At 45.6% G+C, this 17689-nt stretch carries 17 protein-coding genes and 1 tRNA gene; 11 read left to right on the top strand and 7 right to left on the bottom strand.

Going from position 1 to position 17689, the window contains the following annotated elements; genetic code table 11:
- Positions 1-63 precede the first annotated feature (63 nt).
- The 3 genes from V7S65_RS25800 to V7S65_RS25790 form a co-directional block, all read right to left on the bottom strand.
- The gene (locus V7S65_RS25800) at positions 64-1686 is read right to left on the bottom strand and encodes an ArnT family glycosyltransferase (RefSeq protein WP_079473593.1); all 1623 of its coding nucleotides are present in this window, start codon (positions 1684-1686) and stop codon (positions 64-66) included.
- A 63-nt stretch (positions 1687-1749) separates the two neighbouring features.
- Positions 1750-2424, bottom strand: a complete 675-nt coding sequence (locus tag V7S65_RS25795; RefSeq protein WP_079473594.1) for a phosphatase PAP2 family protein — start codon at positions 2422-2424, stop codon at positions 1750-1752.
- A gap of 28 nt (positions 2425-2452) precedes the next feature.
- The gene (locus V7S65_RS25790) at positions 2453-3898 is read right to left on the bottom strand and encodes an LptF/LptG family permease (protein ID WP_079473595.1); all 1446 of its coding nucleotides are present in this window, start codon (positions 3896-3898) and stop codon (positions 2453-2455) included.
- Positions 3899-4030: 132 nt separating this feature from the next.
- Here V7S65_RS25790 and V7S65_RS25785 point away from each other — a divergent pair, with 132 nt between their 5' ends.
- Entirely contained in the window at positions 4031-4645 is a 615-nt protein-coding gene (locus V7S65_RS25785) for a hypothetical protein (protein ID WP_079473596.1), read from the top strand.
- Here V7S65_RS25785 and V7S65_RS25780 read toward each other — a convergent pair.
- Positions 4642-5022, bottom strand: coding sequence for an START-like domain-containing protein (locus tag V7S65_RS25780; protein WP_079473597.1), 381 nt, complete (start codon positions 5020-5022; stop codon positions 4642-4644). The genes V7S65_RS25785 and V7S65_RS25780 overlap by 4 nt on opposite strands.
- 363 nt (positions 5023-5385) lie before the next feature.
- Here V7S65_RS25780 and V7S65_RS25775 point away from each other — a divergent pair, with 363 nt between their 5' ends.
- The 9 genes from V7S65_RS25775 to V7S65_RS25735 all read left to right on the top strand — a co-directional run bounded on the left by V7S65_RS25775 (position 5386) and on the right by V7S65_RS25735 (position 13450).
- A complete protein-coding gene (locus tag V7S65_RS25775; protein WP_079473598.1) occupies positions 5386-6252 on the top strand; it encodes a sigma-70 family RNA polymerase sigma factor in 867 nt (288 codons plus the stop codon).
- Between the two features lie 222 nt (positions 6253-6474).
- A complete protein-coding gene (ffh, locus tag V7S65_RS25770) occupies positions 6475-7800 on the top strand; it encodes a signal recognition particle protein (RefSeq protein WP_079473599.1) in 1326 nt (441 codons plus the stop codon).
- A gap of 109 nt (positions 7801-7909) precedes the next feature.
- Complete coding sequence (gene rpsP / locus V7S65_RS25765) at positions 7910-8374, top strand: 30S ribosomal protein S16 (RefSeq protein WP_079473600.1); 465 nt, start codon at positions 7910-7912, stop codon at positions 8372-8374.
- A gap of 129 nt (positions 8375-8503) precedes the next feature.
- Entirely contained in the window at positions 8504-9025 is a 522-nt protein-coding gene (gene rimM / locus V7S65_RS25760; RefSeq protein ID WP_079473601.1) for a ribosome maturation factor RimM, read from the top strand.
- Between the two features lie 36 nt (positions 9026-9061).
- Complete coding sequence (gene trmD / locus V7S65_RS25755) at positions 9062-9733, top strand: tRNA (guanosine(37)-N1)-methyltransferase TrmD (RefSeq protein ID WP_079473602.1); 672 nt, start codon at positions 9062-9064, stop codon at positions 9731-9733.
- Positions 9734-9852: 119 nt separating this feature from the next.
- The gene (gene rplS / locus V7S65_RS25750) at positions 9853-10200 is read left to right on the top strand and encodes a 50S ribosomal protein L19 (RefSeq protein ID WP_079473603.1); all 348 of its coding nucleotides are present in this window, start codon (positions 9853-9855) and stop codon (positions 10198-10200) included.
- A 160-nt stretch (positions 10201-10360) separates the two neighbouring features.
- A complete protein-coding gene (locus tag V7S65_RS25745) occupies positions 10361-10645 on the top strand; it encodes a Sec-independent protein translocase subunit TatA/TatB (protein WP_079473604.1) in 285 nt (94 codons plus the stop codon).
- Positions 10646-10709: 64 nt separating this feature from the next.
- Positions 10710-12155 carry an Asp-tRNA(Asn)/Glu-tRNA(Gln) amidotransferase subunit GatA gene (gene gatA / locus V7S65_RS25740; RefSeq protein ID WP_336389050.1) on the top strand — a complete coding sequence of 482 codons (1446 nt, stop codon included), beginning with the start codon at positions 10710-10712 and terminating at the stop codon, positions 12153-12155.
- Between the two features lie 14 nt (positions 12156-12169).
- Complete coding sequence (locus tag V7S65_RS25735) at positions 12170-13450, top strand: lytic transglycosylase domain-containing protein (protein ID WP_079473606.1); 1281 nt, start codon at positions 12170-12172, stop codon at positions 13448-13450.
- Positions 13451-13529: 79 nt separating this feature from the next.
- Here the strand turns inward: V7S65_RS25735 and V7S65_RS25730 are convergent, their stop codons facing one another.
- The 3 genes from V7S65_RS25730 to gap form a co-directional block, all read right to left on the bottom strand.
- Entirely contained in the window at positions 13530-14942 is a 1413-nt protein-coding gene (locus V7S65_RS25730) for a cation:proton antiporter domain-containing protein (RefSeq protein ID WP_111579953.1), read from the bottom strand.
- Between the two features lie 138 nt (positions 14943-15080).
- Positions 15081-16274: a phosphoglycerate kinase gene (locus V7S65_RS25725; protein WP_111579954.1), complete on the bottom strand. Its 1194-nt coding sequence runs from the start codon at positions 16272-16274 to the stop codon at positions 15081-15083.
- Positions 16275-16438: 164 nt separating this feature from the next.
- Positions 16439-17455: a type I glyceraldehyde-3-phosphate dehydrogenase gene (gene gap / locus V7S65_RS25720; protein ID WP_079473609.1), complete on the bottom strand. Its 1017-nt coding sequence runs from the start codon at positions 17453-17455 to the stop codon at positions 16439-16441.
- Positions 17456-17595: 140 nt separating this feature from the next.
- Between gap and V7S65_RS25715 the strand changes: the two genes are divergently transcribed.
- A tRNA-Glu gene (locus V7S65_RS25715) sits at positions 17596-17667 on the top strand.
- Positions 17668-17689 lie beyond the last annotated feature (22 nt).

Here is a 17689-nt window from a genome sequence, read left to right as displayed (position 1 = left end):
CTATAAAGAAGAAAGCCCTTCCGGTCCGGAAGGGCTTTCTTCTTTATTAAAAATAATTTACGGCTACTTCCGTTTCAGGAACACAAACCCGTTCTTCTCACCAATCACCTCCAGGTTAGGATGATGCCGGTAAGGCTCACTGTCCGTAATACGGCAAATGAAATAGGCGGGTTTATCTATCTGGCCATTCAGCAGCCAGTCTTCATTGTAATAGTTTTTATTGGAATGCGGCAACTCCCTGGAATAGTAATGCTGTGCATAACTGTGGTAGGCTAACGCCTTCACATATACGTCTTTACCCTGCAGGGAAATAAAGTAATCTATTGCAGCACGCTGTGAATAGGCTTCTATCTTGGGTACAAAGTGTACCACTGTTACCTGGATCACCAGGATGGAGCTGATAAACAAACACAACAACCCTTTGCTGATTTTGCGGCGTATCAGTAACACGCTGCTCACAATTACCAGGATTATATAGCCTGCACCATACCCGGCTTCCGCTATCGACCAGGGCACATCTGCCTGCAGGTTGGCAACGGCAAATTTATCACCGATATAAGGAATCAGCATGTCTTTATAAACACCTACCAACGGTAATACCGCAATCGCCAGTCCCAGCACAATACCTATAAAAAGTATGAGGGCAATATTCCAGCCCCGCAGCCGCTGCTTCCCTTCAGAGAGGAGGTACACCTGCCAGGCTGCAAGAAAAGACAGCGGGAAATAACACAGCGAAGAATAATGTACAATCTTTGTTTTTACAATAGAGAAGAGGATCAGCACCACCCAGAATAATACCCACATCCATACCTTGAAATCCTTTAGCTCAATGGCGGCAGGAGTGGAGTAGATCGTTTTTTTCCTGCTCTGCAAATAGGTAAAAAGAAAGGTGCTTGCCGGAAAACAACCTATCAGCAACACAATCCAGTGGTAAAAGAAAGGACCACCATGACCGGCATCTTCCGTAGTAAGCAGGCGGATCTGGTAAGCCACAAATTCATTGACAAACCACCAGCCATGTGCAATAATTTCATACCCAAACCACAGCAGCGTGGTAACACAGGCAAACAGGGCAATTAAGCCGATATGGGAAAAACGGATACTGATCTTTCCTTTATTCCAGATCCAGTATATCAACAGGCACAGCAAAGCCACCAGTATGGCTACCGGTCCTTTGGTTAATACTGCCAGCCCCAGGAATAAACCGCTGAGAATGGCCATGCGGAAAGGCTTACTGTTATAGCCAATGCGATAGGCAAAGTAGATAGAAAGGAAGATGAAGAAATTAAACGTAGGATCTATAATACCTGATTTAAAATAGAAATGCGGTAACCAGGAGCCTGCATATACCAATGCCCACCAGAAACCGAATCTTTCATCCACTGTTTTTTTACCGATGGCAAATAAACTGATCAGTGTAGCAATGCCGATGATGGCATTGGGGAAACGGGCAGCAAAATCATTTACGCCAAAAAGGTGCATACTGCCTGCCTGCATCCATATAAATAAGGGTGGTTTTTCCCAGAAAGGACGGAAATCGATCTGCACCTGGCTGTAGTTGTGGCTTACTATCATTTCCCGGGCTGCTTCTGCAAAGTTGATTTCATCCCAGTCAAATAAATGTACGGCCCCCAGAAAAGGTATAAATAGTAAAGCGGCCACCAGGGCAATCAATAGGTATTTCATTGAAAGTATTTAAAAAATTGGATTACGAACGGTCACTGACTGACCGTTCGTAATTATGCATTCCTATGTGGTGGCATTGGCCTGTAAAAGCGCCTCTGCACATACTTCCGGCGACGACGTGGTATCCCGGAATTTAAAAAGTCCATACACGATAACAGTACTTAAGGTACCCACAATGCTACCCACATATACATCCACAAAGAAATGTTGTGCCAGGTAAATGCGGGAATAACCGGCGCAAAGCGCCATCACTAATAACAGCAATCCCAGCTTTTTATTGCGCACAATCACAGCCAGGAAGCTGAACATGGCAAAGGCAGCCGCGGAATGACCGGATGGGAAACTGCAACTGCTGTGCACATTTACCCATCTTACAGTATGCACCAGTGTGGCGGTTTCATCTCCGAAATAGGAGATGGGGCGCGGTGCATTATAATAGTGTTTAGCCACCTGTACTACAATGGTGACCAATAGCAGCACTGCCAGCCCGATAAAGAATAACCTGAACCGCTGTGTTATCAGCATCAGGAACAGCACTATTCCAAACATAATTCCATCACCGAGGTAGGTAAGCCCGGTAACAATAACATCGCCCCAGTCGGAATGTTCTCTGTTAATACTGAGAAACAGGTCCCGTTGACTGTAAGTGGCTAACATTACCCCTCCCACTATTAGCCATAGCAAGAAGGGCAGGAAGAACCAGGAGTTCTTTCTGAACAGTGTAAACAGCGTTTTCAAGTCTGTAGGTTTTAAATTGTAGGTTGTTTTAAATCTCTTTAAGAACTTCTTTCTTTCTAAATCTCTGTAAGAACTTTTTTATTTGTTGAATAACGCGAAAATAATACTCTTTGTTAAAAAGCTGCGAATCATTCATAGCCTTAACAATAAGGAAACCTGCAATAGGCAGTAACACCATATTTGATAACCACATGCCCGACCAGGTGAACATCACGCCATTCCTGGCCATCTTTTCGCCTATCATGAAAAATACGTTAAAAATCACAAAAAAGATCACGGCAAACACCAGCGGTGTACCCAACCCTCCCTTCCTGATAATAGAACCCAGGGGGGCGCCTATCAGGAACATCACGATACAGGCAGCAGCCAGCGTGAATTTACGTTGCCATTCAACTTTGTGCATCAGGATTACGCCATGCTTATCTTCAAACTCCTGGGTAGGCTGTTCAAGGGCGCTCTGTGTTTCACGAACATTCTGCTCAGCCCTTTCCAGCACAGTACGGAGGCTCTTCTCCGGTACAATATCTTCAAATTCCTTTGCTTTCAGCGGAGGGGCGCTGGCTGCCCAGGCAGAATCCTTCCATTTGAAGAAAGGATAACGTACAGTAACATACGAATTTACTGTTTTGCTGTACTGGTTCTCTATTTTCTGCAGGGAATCTATTGCCACATCCAGCTGTCTTACGTTCAGCATTTGCTGGTTGGAGGCAAAAAGATCCATGTTCAGGCGGTTAAAAGCAAATGAGCTCAGGTCAAATGCCTTGCTGTATTTTTTAAAACCCAGCCTGATCATGTCGCCGGGAACAGTGTATCCACGGTTGTTCCGCTCTTCATAACGCCACCCGTTGTCGAGGATAAAATACAGGAAACGTTTGTTGGCGGTAAGTACCATCTGTCCCTTTTCGGCCAGGATGATCCGGTCGCCGCCACCACTCTGGTGATCGAAGATCATTACCTGGTGAATGGTCTGGTTGTCTTTATCCTTTTGGGCTACTTTAATGGTATAGCCGGGAATATCTTTATAGAATACGCCTGCCTTGATATTAAAGGCCGGTTTGGAGTTGGTAATATCATAGAGCAGTGATTTGGCCTGGAGGTTGGCCACCGGGATCACATAGTTGGCAAACAAAAAGGCGAGGAACGCGATCACGGAACACACCAGCAGCAGCGGGCGGATAAAACGCAACAGGGAAATACCTGAAGATTTTAACGCCACCAGTTCAAAGCTTTCTCCCAGGTTCCCAAAGGTCATAATGGAAGACAGCAACACCGCAAGGGGGAGGGCCAGGGTTACCAGTGTGGCGCTGGTATAGGCAATGAGCTGTATGATCACACCTGTATCCAGACCTTTACCCACCAGGTCGTCCACATACTTCCAGAGGAACTGCATTACCAGTACAAATAAGGTAACAAAGAAGGTAGCTACAAAGGGACCCAGAAAGGTTTTTATAATTAGTTTGTCGAGTTTTTTCACTGATAATGCGGTATTAAAAAGATGGAATCCCGATCTTCGTATTCTACTGGTCAGGATACTCCTAAACGGTAAAGTTAGCACGAATTCACAAAGGAGTGTTAGGGAGAACCTGAAAATACCGTTAAAATTTATATGGAAAGTTTTGAACTAACGCCGGAAGAAGCAGCTGTTGTAGAAAGTACTCATTTTATTCTCCTGAAAAACAGTGCAATAGAGAAGATAATGGTGCTGATGGGAAAGCTGCAGGAAGCGCTGGCGGCGTACGACCGTAACAGTAATTTTCCCTTTAAGCCGGAGTGGCTGCTGCAGGGAGGTAAAATTTCAAAGGGGGAACAGTACAAAGGGTTACCCTGGGTAATGCTGGACTACCCGCGTTATTTCAGTAAAACGGAAGTATTTGCGTTCCGGACCATGTTCTGGTGGGGGCATTATTTTAGCGCTACCCTGCACCTGGCAGGTAACGTAAAGCGCTATTACAGTGCTGTTCTTGAAAGCAGTTACACAAAACTGGCGGAGGCCGGATTTCAGGTGTATGTTCAGGAAGATCCCTGGGAGCATGATTTCGAAAACGGAAATTATTGTTTCATAAACACCTTAAGTTTAGATGAGTGGAAGACGCTGATTAGCCGGAACGATTTTATCAAAGTGGCTAAACCTTTCGTGATCGGTCATTGGGGCAAAATAATTACTGATGTAGTGGAGGCCTATGCTGCGCTACTCAATATACTTGAAAATAAAGGGGCTTAACTGCCGATGCGGTGGAAGAGATCTTTCACCTGGTATTCCCATAGCTGACTTTGGTCCTTCACTTCTTTCTTCTCTGCGAAATCTTTTACTACCAGGATAGTTTCATTCGTTACTTCAGAAATTTGTATGCGGAACTCAAAATATTCTTCTTTGGGAGCATGCGTCCAGTGCAGCCGGATGTACTCATCTTCCTCCTGTTCCAGTACTTCCGCTTCTTCAGCCGTACCGTTCCATGAAAAGGAAAAAACATTATCCCTGAAATCAACCCTATCGGCAAACCACTCCTGTAAACCAGCAGGGGTCGATAAGAATTCATACAGGATACCGGGTGAGCACCTTACCGGAAATTCTAACTCATAAAGCACTTTCTTAGACATCTCTCAAATAATTAGTAAATCAATATCATCCAGTTGCAATTATAGAAAATATTTTACTCTGTCAAAATAATTTACGGTTTTTTTTTATAGAATACATAAAAACTTTACACGCCTTAATAAAACTATATATATTACATTTATAATAAATATAAAATACAGACATGTGATAGCGCTGACTGCTTCGCCTCTATAGTGGCGAATTTCCGCGACAATTGCAAGCCCTTAATGATCAATCGATTTTATTTGGAAATGATTTAAAAACAATAGATTTTTTTTGGTGGCTATCTAAAAAAAGTTATTTTTGTCAGGCATTCATCAAATCTTAACTTTTTATTAACCTGTAACTGTTCCGACTCTATGTCAATGCGCCAACTTAAAATCACTAAATCCATTACCAACAGGGAATCACAATCCCTGGAGAAGTATCTGCAGGAGATTGGGAAAGTGGATTTAATTACGCCGGAAGAAGAGGTAAACCTGGCTATCCGGATCAAGCAGGGCGATCAGAGAGCGTTGGAGAAGCTTACAAAAGCAAACCTCCGCTTTGTGGTATCCGTTGCGAAACAGTACCAGAACCAGGGCCTGTCACTCAGTGACCTGATCAACGAGGGGAACCTCGGGTTAATTAAAGCTGCTCAACGTTTTGATGAAACGCGCGGTTTTAAATTCATTTCCTACGCCGTTTGGTGGATCCGTCAGTCTATCCTGCAGGCACTGGCAGAACAATCCAGGATTGTTCGCCTTCCGCTTAACAAAGTGGGCCTGAGCAACAAGATCAGCAAGGCGTACTCCCAGCTGGAACAGGAATATGAAAGAGAACCATCTCCCGATGAACTGGCTACCATCCTGGAAATCAATACGGAAGAAGTGGAAGCAACCCTCGGTGTTGCTGCCCGTCACGTATCAATGGACGCGCCTTTTATCGATGGGGAAGATAACTCCCTGCTGGATGTACTCGAAAACCCGAATGCCGTTAGCGCAGACGAGGAACTGGATCATCACGATTCCCTCCGCCGCGAAATCGAGCGCTCACTCTCTACTTTAACAGATCGTCAGAAAGATGTGATCATGCTGTACTTCGGCATCGCCGTTGAACACCCCATGTCACTCGAAGATATCGGTGAAAAATTTGGCCTGACCCGCGAACGCGTTCGCCAGATCAAAGACAAAGCCATTACCAAATTAAGAACCACTTCCAGGAGCAAGTTGCTGCGCAATTACCTGGGATAGGCGGATGTTGTCGTACTCAGGATTATCCTGATGTTTTTAGTTGATTTGTAAAGATTTTTAAAGATTAGCGAAGACTACTGCGGTAATATCCGCAATGGTCTTCGCTAATCTTTTTTTAATCAAAAAAGATCAAATCAACATAATCAGCATAATCAGTTTAATCCTGAATAAGACAAAATCCCCAAAAAAATATACTTTTGCAGTCCGTTTAAAATACCAACAATGTTTGAATCATTATCAGAGAGACTCGATTCCGCGTTTAAACAGCTTAAAGGGGAAGGCCGGATTTCAGAAATAAATATCGCCTCTACCGTTAAAGAGATCCGTCGTGCATTGGTGGATGCGGATGTGAACTATAAAATTGCCAAGGAATTTACAGATAAAGTAAAGGATAAAGCATTGGGAGAAAAGGTGTTAACATCTATTTCCCCCGGTCAGCTCATGGTGAAGATCGTAAAGGATGAACTGGCCGAACTCATGGGCGGTACCGAAGCCGAATTCGATCTCAAATCCAATCCTACTGTAGTATTGATCGCAGGTTTGCAGGGTTCGGGTAAAACCACCTTCTCCGGTAAACTGGGTAACTTCCTCAAAACAAAGAAAAATAAGAAACCCTTACTGGTAGCTGCCGATATCTACCGCCCTGCGGCGATAGACCAGCTGAAAGTACTGGGGGAACAAATAGGCGTGGAAGTTTACAGCGAACCGGAAAATAAAAATGCCGTTCAGATCGCTGAAAACGCCATCAAACACGCAAAAGCCAATAATTTCAACGTTATTATCATTGATACCGCCGGCCGTTTGGCTGTTGACGAGGCGATGATGAACGAAGTAGCCGCCGTAAAAGCTGCGGTGAAACCACAGGAAATATTGTTCGTGGTGGATTCCATGACCGGCCAGGATGCGGTGAACACCGCCAAAGCGTTCAACGAACGTCTCGACTTTACCGGCGTGGTGCTCACCAAACTGGATGGCGATACCCGCGGTGGTGCGGCGCTTACCATCAAATACACGGTGGAAAAGCCCATCAAGTTCGTGAGCATGGGGGAAAAACTCGATACCCTCGACGTTTTCTACCCCGAACGTATGGCACAGCGTATTCTCGGAATGGGTGATATCACCACCCTCGTGGAACGCGCCCAGGAACAGTTTAACGAAGAACAGGCCAAGAAACTTGAGAAAAAGATCCGCCAGAACCAGTTCGATTTCGACGACTTCAAGGAACAACTCCAGCAGATTAAAAAAATGGGTAACCTGAAAGATCTGATGGGCATGATCCCCGGCGTTGGGAAGGCAGTAAAGGACCTGGATATCAGCGATGACGCTTTCAAGGGCATTGAGGCCATGATCAACTCCATGACGAAGGCAGAACGTGCCGACCCGGATATGATCGACGGAAGCCGCCGCAAACGCATCGCAAAAGGCGCCGGAAAAAACATCCAGGACGTCAACCAGTTCATGAAACAGTTCGAACAGATGCGCCAGATGATGAAAATGATGAATAAATTTGGCGGTGGTGGTAAGGGTTTGAAAGGAATGGTGAGATAAACGGATCAGATTGATATAAATATTTTTTGCAAATACCAACTTACTGATTACATTTGCATCCCTAATTAAACAATATTTCCTAACTCGCAAAAAATAACTCGACTTATTTATGCCAGTAAAAATCAGACTGCAGAGACATGGCGCGAAAAAAAGGCCTTTCTATTTTATCGTAGTAGCCGACGCCCGCGCACCAAGAGATGGTAAATTCATCCAGAAAATTGGTACTTACAATCCTTTAACAGTTCCGGCTTCCATCAACATCGATACCGAAAAGGCATTGCGTTGGTTGCAGAAAGGTGCACAACCTACCGATACTGTTAGAAGAATCTTGTCATTCAAAGGTGTATTGTATTTGAAACACCTGTTAAGGGGTGTTACTTTGAACCTGTTCGACGAGCCTACTGCTTACCAGAAGTTCGCACAATGGCAAGCTGAACACGAACAAAAAGTTTCTGCCCGCCGTGACGGTCACAAGAAAGCAAGGATTGCTGCTCCAATCGTAAGAAAGGTAGAAGACACTCCGGCCGCTCCTGCGACTGAAACACCAGCAGCAGAAGAAGGTAACGAAGCATAAAACGGCAACGTTTTAACAATACCTGAAAAAGGAAATATTTGCAACCGCAAATGTTTCCTTTTTTAATTTTTGTTAATAGCCTCACCAGCAATCAGTTACCTGATCCGCTAAAGTCCGACAGCAAAAATTATGAGTAATTATTTCAGTATAGGTAAACTTGCTTCAGCGCATGGTTTGCAGGGCGACCTGGTTTTAAGGCACAGCCTGGGCAAAAGATCCGCGCTGAAAGGGGTAACCGTTATATTCCTGGAAGAGCGCAAAAACAGCTTTATTCCCTACTTTATACAACAGGTAACCGTAAAGGACACCGAAAGCGTATACATCAAGCTGGAAGGAATAGATACTAAAGAAGCCGCACACAAACTGATGCCGGCACAGGTGTATCTGCAGGAAGAAGACTTCAAACAACAGACCGCTTCCTCTGCACCCCTCGCTTTGCTGGGATTTGCCGTGGAAGACCAGCAATACGGCCCCCTGGGCACCATTGAGGAAGTCATTGAAATGCCTATGCAGGTGCTCGTAAAAGTATTCATCAAGGGAAAGGAAGCCCTGCTGCCGGTCAATGAGCAGTCGCTGGTGAAAGTAGACAAGAAGAACCAGACGGTACACCTCAACCTGCCGGATGGTTTGATTGAATTATACACCGGTTGATCTGCCGGATACAATCGTTATAAAGGGCACACAATCATGCGAATAGATATAATCACCGTATTACCGGAATTGCTCGAAAGCCCGCTGTCCCACTCTATCATGAAGAGGGCACAGGCCAAGGGGTTGCTGGAAATACATGTACATCCGCTCAGGCAGTATTCCAACCTGAAGCACAGCCAGGTAGACGACTACCAGTTTGGCGGTGGCGCAGGAATGGTGATGATGCTGGAGCCCATTGTAAACGCTATTGAGTCGCTCCAGGCAAAAGTGCAGTACGATGAGGTGATTTACCTCACCCCTGATGGCGAAACGCTGAACCAGAAAATGGCTAACCAGCTGTCGCTCAAAGGCAACCTGCTCATGCTTTGCGGGCACTATAAAGGCATCGATCAGCGCATCCGGGATCACTTTATCACCAAAGAGATTTCCATCGGCGATTACGTGCTGAGCGGGGGAGAACTGGGCGCCGCCGTATTGGTGGATGCCATCGGACGTCTCCTGCCTGGTGTGCTGAATAATGAAACCAGCGCCCTTACAGACTCCTTCCAGGACAATCTGCTGGCGCCGCCGGTATACACCCGCCCGGAAGAGTTCCGTGGCTGGAAAGTACCGGAGATCCTCCTGAGCGGAGATCACAAAAAAATCGATGAGTGGAGACACCAGGAATCGGTAGAAAGAACAAAACAACGCAGGCCCGACCTGTTATAACTTAATGATACATAGGTCATATAGAGCGCTTTGCCATTTGAAAGGGATAATTTCTTGATTTTTAATTTGGTAAATGCTATTTCTTGACTTACTTTTGCACTCCCATAAATATTTGAAAGATGAACGCAATTTCGTTTGTTCACGAACAACTGACAGCTAACAAACAGTACCCGAAGTTTAAAGCAGGCGACAACGTCACTGTCAACTATAAAATCGTGGAAGGTAATAAAGAAAGGATTCAGTCCTTTAAAGGTGATGTGTTGAAAATCCAGGGTACGGGATCAACAATGTCTTTCACTGTTAGAAAAATTTCTGATGGCATTGGTGTGGAAAGACTGTTTCCGCTTTACTCTCCTCATATCGATGGTATCGTGTTGAACAAGGTAGGTAAAGTAAGAAGAGCTAAGCTTTACTATCTGCGCGAACGTGCTGGTAAGAAAGCCCGTATCAAAGAAAAAAGGGTTTAGTATAAATACAGGGAAATTTGTTAAAAGCGGGACCATTACCGGTGCCGCTTTTTTCGTGTGCTTAAAATGGTATTAAAACTGGAGCAGGGTAGCTCATAACGGTGAAAAAGCCGATTATATCTGCTATCTTTGTTGACTGAACTTATAAACATTTGAGAAGATGACTGCTGTTTTTTTAAATTCATCATTTTTGATCCTTCAGGATATTGGTATGTCCGAGCTGCTGTTGATTGCTGTGGTAGTATTGCTGCTCTTCGGAGGTAAAAAAATTCCCGAATTAATGCGTGGCCTGGGTAAAGGTATCCGTGAGTTTAATGACGCAAAGAACAATGTGCGCCAGGAAATCGAGGAAGGAATGAGGGAAAAGCCCGTTCAGGCTGCAGCACCGGCCACTACAGATGCACCACATACCAGCACTGAAGATGCTCCTCTGCCAAAAGCATAATAAATTGTAGCCAACTCCCCCTAAAGGAGTATTTTCTGTTAATTTAATTTTAACTGGTTTAGTCTTGTCTGAATTCAGCAGTATAATCACTTTCCATAAAGCATTATACGCCGGCAGCACAAGCTGTGCGGAGAGGGTGCGTTATTACCTCGACCGTATAGCTCAGTTAAAACACTTGAATGCCTTCCTGGAAGTATACGAAGAGGAAGCCCTGGAGAAAGCACGCGAGCTCGATACCCGCCTCAAAAACGGGGAAAAGCTGGGCGCACTCGCAGGTGTGGTGGTAGGTATTAAAGATGTGATCTGCTATAAAGGCCATAATGTAAGTGCCGCTTCCCACATACTGGAAGGGTTTACTTCCCTGTTCTCTGCCACCGCCATCGAAAGATTGCTGGCAGCAGATGCTATTATCATTGGTAACCTCAACTGCGACGAATTTGCAATGGGATCTACCAATGAAAACTCCGCTTATGGCCCCACCCTGAACGCTTTGGATAATACCCGCGTACCAGGTGGCTCCTCCGGGGGCTCTGCCGTTGCAGTACAGGCAGATCTGTGCCAGGTGAGCCTCGGTAGCGATACCGGTGGCTCTGTTCGCCAGCCGGCGGACTTTTGCGGTATAATTGGCCTGAAACCCACTTATGGCCGTATTTCCCGCTACGGACTCATCGCTTACGCCTCCTCATTTGACCAGATAGGCATTTTTGGCAAGGATATTGCCGATGTGGCAGCTGTTCTACAGGTGATTGCCGGTCCGGATGAGTTTGATAGTACTGCTTCTCAAAAAGAAGTACCGGATTATAAAGCACAGCTGGAAAACAATAAAACATTCAAATTTGCGTATTTAAGGGATGCACAGTACCATGATGGACTGGATGCAGAAATGAAGAACGGCTATATTGATTTCTTTGAAAGTTTGCAGTCTTTAGGTCATACGGTATCAGGAAAGAGTTTTGAATACCTCGACCATGTAGTTCCGGCATATTATGTACTCACTACAGCAGAAGCTTCCTCCAACTTATCCCGGTTTGATGGGGTAAAATATGGACACAGAACCGCTGAAAAAAACCTGGACCTGACAGAATTTTACAAAAAAAGTAGATCCGAAGGGTTTGGGAAAGAGGTAAAACGTCGTATATTACTGGGGACTTTTGTGCTGAGTGCAGGCTATTATGACGCATATTATACTAAGGCACAACAGGTTAGGCGTCTTGTAACAGAAAAACTCAACGATATATTAGAAGAATACGACGCCATTTTAATGCCAACTGTGCCATCCACAGCATTTAAATTAGGGGAGAAAACTGATGACCCTATAGCTATGTACCTGGCTGATATTTATACGGTACTGGCAAATCTGGCAGGGGTTCCGGCTATATCCGTTCCTTTGTACCGGCATTCAAACGGGATGCCATACGGTGTACAGATCATCACAAAGAAGTTTAGCGAAGCAAACTTGTTACATATAGCGCATCAATTGATGGCTAAGGAACAGGTTACTGTTGTTTAAATAAAATAAATTGTATGAGAAAAATCTTTTTACTACTGCTGTTGCCAGCAACAAGTTTAATGAGTGTGAGTGCAATGGGGGGCAATAGCAATCCTAAAGAGATGGCGTATCCGGTATTTTCACCTGATACTTCTGTAGTAAAGCTGAATCACAAGGTACGTTTACCAAAGGATACCGCTTTATTGCCATCGCCAACGTCCGTGGCAGTGAAGAAAGCCGCTCAGAGCCTGCCTAACACCATCCGCAGCGCGAAAGTGTATGAACAGATCAACAATAACCTGGTTGCCGGTTACGTGAGTAACTATGCCACCCGGTATAGTCAGCATCTGCAAATCATGATCGATAAAGGACAACCCTATTTCAATATGATTGAAAAGGTGTTCCGTGATAATGGTATACCCGAGGAAATGAAATACCTCGCAGTAATTGAATCCAGCTTTAACACCAATGCCCGCTCAAGAGTGGGTGCAGTAGGCGCCTGGCAGTTTATGGCCGGAACTGCCCGCATTTTTGGTTTAAGTGTAGGTAAGAAAATAGACGAAAGAAAAGATTTCTATAAATCTACCCTGGCCGCCGCCCAGTTCCTCAATCAGCTGTATGCACAGTTCGACGACTGGTTACTGGTAGTTGCTGCTTATAACTGTGGCGCAGGTGGCGTTCAACGCGCTATCAAAGCCAGTGGCCGTACCGATTTCTGGGGCATGCAATATTTTCTGCCAGCAGAATCCCGTAACCATGTTTATAAATTCATCGCTACCGGTTATATCCTCGATAAGTTCAATAACTTCTTTGGTGTAAGTGAAGATAACACCATCACCGTGAATGTACCTGTAGCAGATAACCTGTCTGCTCCCGTTGCAAGAGGCCCTTTAACAGAAGATGAAATTTTCAGCACTGTTGAAATCAATGTAACCGGCAAATACCGCCTGGAAGCAATTGCAAAGAAACTGGATATGAACCTGGCCGAATTAGACCGCTTCAACCCAGGCTTCTCCAAAGCAATGGCCAGCGCCGAAAATAACTATGACCTGCGCATCCCGAAAGAAAAGATGAAGCTGTTCATGGCAGAAAAAAATGAAATGCTGAAAGAATCTGTTCAGATGACACTGGACGATAAAGCAGTAGGAGTGGATAAATCCAAATTCCCGCCGCCGGTGAGAATGGCAGAAAAGAATACGTCTGCTAAAAAAGCAACCACCACTACCAGCAGCAAAAAACATTATTCTTCCAAAAAGCATCATTATACCGCTAAAAAGAAGACAACTGCTAAAAAGAAAACTACCACAAAGAAATAATCACCCGTAAGGGTATACGAAATAAAAAAAGAGACCGCTGATCATCAGCGGTCTCTTTTTATTTATAATGGCTCTGGTATCAGGTTGTAAGCAGACCTTTACGTTTTTCACTGAAAGCTACCAGGTCCAGCAACGGCCCGGTCATAAAGGTGGTGGCCAGCGCCATCAGCACCATCATGGCAAATATCTCCGGCGACAGGATCCCCAGGTCAAACCCGATATTCAATACCACCAGCTCCATCAATCCGCGGGTATTCATTAATGCGCCAATGGAAACCGACTGCCGCCAGCTTTGCCCCATTAAGCGCGCGGTAACAGTGCTGCCGCCAAATTTTCCCGTCACGGCCACCAGCATGATCATTCCGAATACGACCCACAGATCGCCCTGGTTCAATAAACCGATATGCGTTCTTAACCCGGTATATACAAAGAAGATAGGAAGCAATAATAGTACGCTCACATCTTCCAGTTTATCTGTCAGCAATTGTTTGATATTGGTTCCATGAGGCATGATCACACCCGCCAGGAACGCGCCAAACAAGGCATGAATCCCGATCACTTCCGCTATCCATGCAGATATCAGCAGCATGAAAAATATCAGGGATACCGCTGCTTTCTGATGGCCTTTCGCCATCTGCGTCTGCATGGTTCTGTTCAGCCAGGGCCGCACCACCAGCAACATCACTGCTACAAATACAATCGCCAGCAGAATGGTCACCAGCGCACTCACAATTCCACCGGCGTTCACAATCGCCACTACTACCGCCAGGATACACCAGGCTGTAACATCATCTGCTGCGGCACAGGTAATCGCCATAATACCCAACGGTGTATTGGTTAATTTCCGTTCCTGTACGATACGGGCCAGTACCGGGAAAGCGGTAATGCTCATGGCGATGCCCATAAACAGCGCGAAAGACAAAAAACTGACATTGGCAGGAGCAAACTGCGTAAAGAGGAAATATGCCAGCCAAACGCCGAGGAAGAAAGGAATAATAATACTGGCATGACTGATCATCACCGCATCGTGCGCTTTATTCCTGATTTTACTGATGTCCAGCTCCATCCCTACAATAAACATAAAGAAGGCAAGCCCTATCTGGCTGAGGAACTGGAGGTTTTTCAGGGAATCTGCAGGAAATAAAAAACCGGAAAACGACGGAGCCACCCAACCCAGCAGGGAAGGACCCAGCAATACACCGGCAATGATCTCGCCCACCACCGCAGGCTGCTTCAGTTTATTGGCGATGATCCCGAATACCCGCGCTGCCAGCATGATCAGGATGATCTGCAACAGCAACAACCCCAGCGGATGTTTCAGATTTTCCAGGTAGCGCCACCAGCTGCCGGAGGCTGTAGCCGCCGCTGCCGGAGCAGGAGGAATAACAGTGTGCGGATTCACCGGTAAAGATTGGCCCTTCTGAAGAATCACCCAGATCAGCGCCGCAAAAATGCCAATAATCACCGGGTACCAGAGAAAGCGTTTATTCATGACAGGAAATATTAATGGTTAACTGCAAGATATAAAAAAGCAAAAAGCTATTACAGAGATGGCCCGTTGCGGTAGATTAAATCTTTGCATACGGTTATCGCTGTAATAGCTTTTTTATGGAATATATTAGCCGGTTGCTTAGCTGATAGCGGCAATACCTGGCAGTTCCTTTCCTTCAAAGAACTCCAGCAATGCGCCACCACCGGTAGAAACATAGCTTACTTTATCTGCAATACCGAACTGGTTTACGGCTGCCACTGAGTCGCCGCCGCCTACAAGGGAGAAAGCTCCTTTGGCAGTAGCGGTTACAATAGCTTCTGCCACGCCTTTGGTACCAGCCTGGAAAGCCGCCATTTCAAATACGCCCATTGGTCCGTTCCATAAAATGGTGTTGGAGGCAGCAATAGTTTCGCTGAAAAGGGCTACAGACTTAGGTCCTATGTCAAGGCCCATCCATCCGGCAGGGATGTTGTCGTTGGAAACTTCCTGTGTATTTGCATCTGCAGCAAATTTATCTGCTGCAATGGAATCAACCGGCAGTAACAGTTGTACGCCTTTTGCCTTTGCTTTTGCCACCAGTTCATTTGCCAGGTCCAGTTTATCATTTTCGCAGAGGGAGCTGCCAATTTCTTTGCCCTGGGCTTTCAGGAAAGTGTAGGCCATACCACCACCAATGATCAGGTTGTTGGCGCGGTCCATCAGGGTTTCGATGATCAGGATCTTATCGCTTACTTTAGCGCCGCCCAGTATTGCTGTAAAGGGAGATGCTGCGTCGTTGAGTACTTTTTGTGCACTGTTTACTTCTGCTTCCATCAGTAAGCCGAACATGCGGTTTTCAGGTGCGAAGTATTGTGCGATCACTGCGGTGGAAGCGTGGGCACGGTGAGCAGTACCAAATGCATCATTTACATAAACATCGCCCAGTTTCGACAGCTGTTCAGCAAATGCGGCATCGCCTTTTTCTTCTGCCTTGTGGAAACGCAGGTTTTCCAGCAGCAGTACTTCGCCCATCTGCAGATCTGCAGCAGCTTTTTCAGCCACAGGACCGGTGCAGTCTTCCGCGAATTTCACGGTTACGCCGCCCAGTAAAGAAATGAGGTGGTATACCAGGTGCTTTAAGGAGTATTTATCGGTAGGACCATCTTTCGGGCGACCCAGGTGAGACATCAGGATAACGGCGCCGCCATCTTTCAGGATTTTCTGGATGGTAGGAACTGCTGCACGCATACGGGTGTCATCCGTGATCTCGAACTTATCATTCAAGGGTACGTTGAAATCCACGCGGATCAAGGCTTTGCGGCCATTGAAGTTATAATCAGAAAATTTGCTCATAATGTATCAATTTAAGATAACGAGAAGGGGTAAATTAAAAAACCGCGGTACTAACAGCGCAAAGCGGGTATATAACCAGATGAATCTGGCCAGTTGCTGCTATGGTGTAGTTCCGCGGAATTTAAAGACTCCCGGTTTGCACCGGGAGTACCTGTCATGATTTATTATTTGCTGATCAGACCGGCGAAGTACTTTACAGTACGAACCAGCTGAGATACATAGCTCATTTCGTTATCGTACCAGGAAACGGTTTTAACCATCTGGTGTTCGCCAACAGTGAGTACTTTAGTTTGTGTGGCATCAAACAGGGAACCGAAGTTAATACCGATGATGTCAGAGCTTACAATTTCATCTTCAGTATAACCGAAAGATTCGTTGGAAGCAGCTTTCATAGCGGCGTTTACTTCGTCAACAGTTACTTTTTTATTGAGGATGGTAGTCAGCTCAGTTAAAGAACCAGTGATGGTAGGAACACGCTGTGCGCTACCGTCCAGTTTGCCTTTCAGTTCCGGTAATACCAGGCCGATAGCTTTTGCAGCACCGGTACTGTTAGGTACGATGTTGGCAGCAGCAGCACGTGCACGGCGCAGGTCACCTTTTGGATGTGGAGCATCCAGGGTGTTCTGGTCGTTGGTGTAAGCGTGAACAGTGGTCATTAAACCGGTAGCAATACCGTAAGTGTCCTGCAGAACTTTCGCCATAGGAGCGAGACAGTTGGTGGTGCAGGATGCGCAGGAAATAACTGTTTCGCTGCCGTCCAGGATTTCGTGGTTTACGTTGAAAACGATCGTTTTCAGATCACCTGTAGCAGGAGCAGAAATAACTACACGTTTAGCGCCGGCAGTAATGTGAGCGGCAGCTTTATCCCTGTCAGCAAAGAAACCGGTACATTCGATCACTACATCGATGTCATGTTCTTTCCAGGGAATTTGAGACGGATCTCTCTGTGCATATATCTTCACATCTTCACCGTTCACATTGATTGCGCTTTCAGAATGCTTAACGTCTGCATCGAATCTACCCTGTGCTGAATCGTATTTCAGCAAATGCGCCAGCACGTTGGGGCTGGTGAGGTCATTGATAGCTACCACATCAATGCCGGGCATTTTGTAAATCTGGCGGTATACCAAACGGCCGATACGACCGAAACCATTAATACCAATTTTGAGAGTAGTTCCCATTTTACATCGTGATTTGAGTATGAAAAAATCGAGAGCGAATTTACAATCAATACCCTTATTAATCAATATAATTTTAGGTTATGAAAATATTTTTTGGAAATTTAAAATAACGTCCTACATTTGCAATCCGAAAATGATGCGCCGCGTTGGTCAAGGGGTTAAGACGCCTCCCTTTCACGGAGGAGTCACGGGTTCGATTCCCGTACGTGGTACAAAAAAAGGGTTCTTCTGTTT

Origin of the sequence: Chitinophaga sp. CCNWYY40, from assembly GCF_037483205.1 — a bacterium.
GTDB lineage: Bacteria > Bacteroidota > Bacteroidia > Chitinophagales > Chitinophagaceae > Chitinophaga > Chitinophaga ginsengisegetis.
This window is presented reverse-complemented; position numbering and strand designations above follow the sequence as displayed.

Bases quoted from the DNA above. Each gene is read 5' to 3' on its own strand.
- V7S65_RS25800 (WP_079473593.1), bottom strand. From the start codon at position 1,686: ATGAAATACCTATTGATTGCCCTGGTGGCCGCTTTACTATTTATACCT.
- V7S65_RS25785 (WP_079473596.1), top strand. From the start codon at position 4,031: ATGGAAAGTTTTGAACTAACGCCGGAAGAAGCAGCTGTTGTAGAAAGT.
- V7S65_RS25780 (WP_079473597.1), bottom strand. From the start codon at position 5,022: ATGTCTAAGAAAGTGCTTTATGAGTTAGAATTTCCGGTAAGGTGCTCA.
- V7S65_RS25775 (WP_079473598.1), top strand. From the start codon at position 5,386: ATGCGCCAACTTAAAATCACTAAATCCATTACCAACAGGGAATCACAA.
- ffh (WP_079473599.1), top strand. From the start codon at position 6,475: ATGTTTGAATCATTATCAGAGAGACTCGATTCCGCGTTTAAACAGCTT.
- rpsP (WP_079473600.1), top strand. From the start codon at position 7,910: ATGCCAGTAAAAATCAGACTGCAGAGACATGGCGCGAAAAAAAGGCCT.
- rimM (WP_079473601.1), top strand. From the start codon at position 8,504: ATGAGTAATTATTTCAGTATAGGTAAACTTGCTTCAGCGCATGGTTTG.
- trmD (WP_079473602.1), top strand. From the start codon at position 9,062: ATGCGAATAGATATAATCACCGTATTACCGGAATTGCTCGAAAGCCCG.
- rplS (WP_079473603.1), top strand. From the start codon at position 9,853: ATGAACGCAATTTCGTTTGTTCACGAACAACTGACAGCTAACAAACAG.
- V7S65_RS25745 (WP_079473604.1), top strand. From the start codon at position 10,361: ATGACTGCTGTTTTTTTAAATTCATCATTTTTGATCCTTCAGGATATT.
- V7S65_RS25735 (WP_079473606.1), top strand. From the start codon at position 12,170: ATGAGAAAAATCTTTTTACTACTGCTGTTGCCAGCAACAAGTTTAATG.
- V7S65_RS25730 (WP_111579953.1), bottom strand. From the start codon at position 14,942: ATGAATAAACGCTTTCTCTGGTACCCGGTGATTATTGGCATTTTTGCG.
- V7S65_RS25725 (WP_111579954.1), bottom strand. From the start codon at position 16,274: ATGAGCAAATTTTCTGATTATAACTTCAATGGCCGCAAAGCCTTGATC.
- gap (WP_079473609.1), bottom strand. From the start codon at position 17,455: ATGGGAACTACTCTCAAAATTGGTATTAATGGTTTCGGTCGTATCGGC.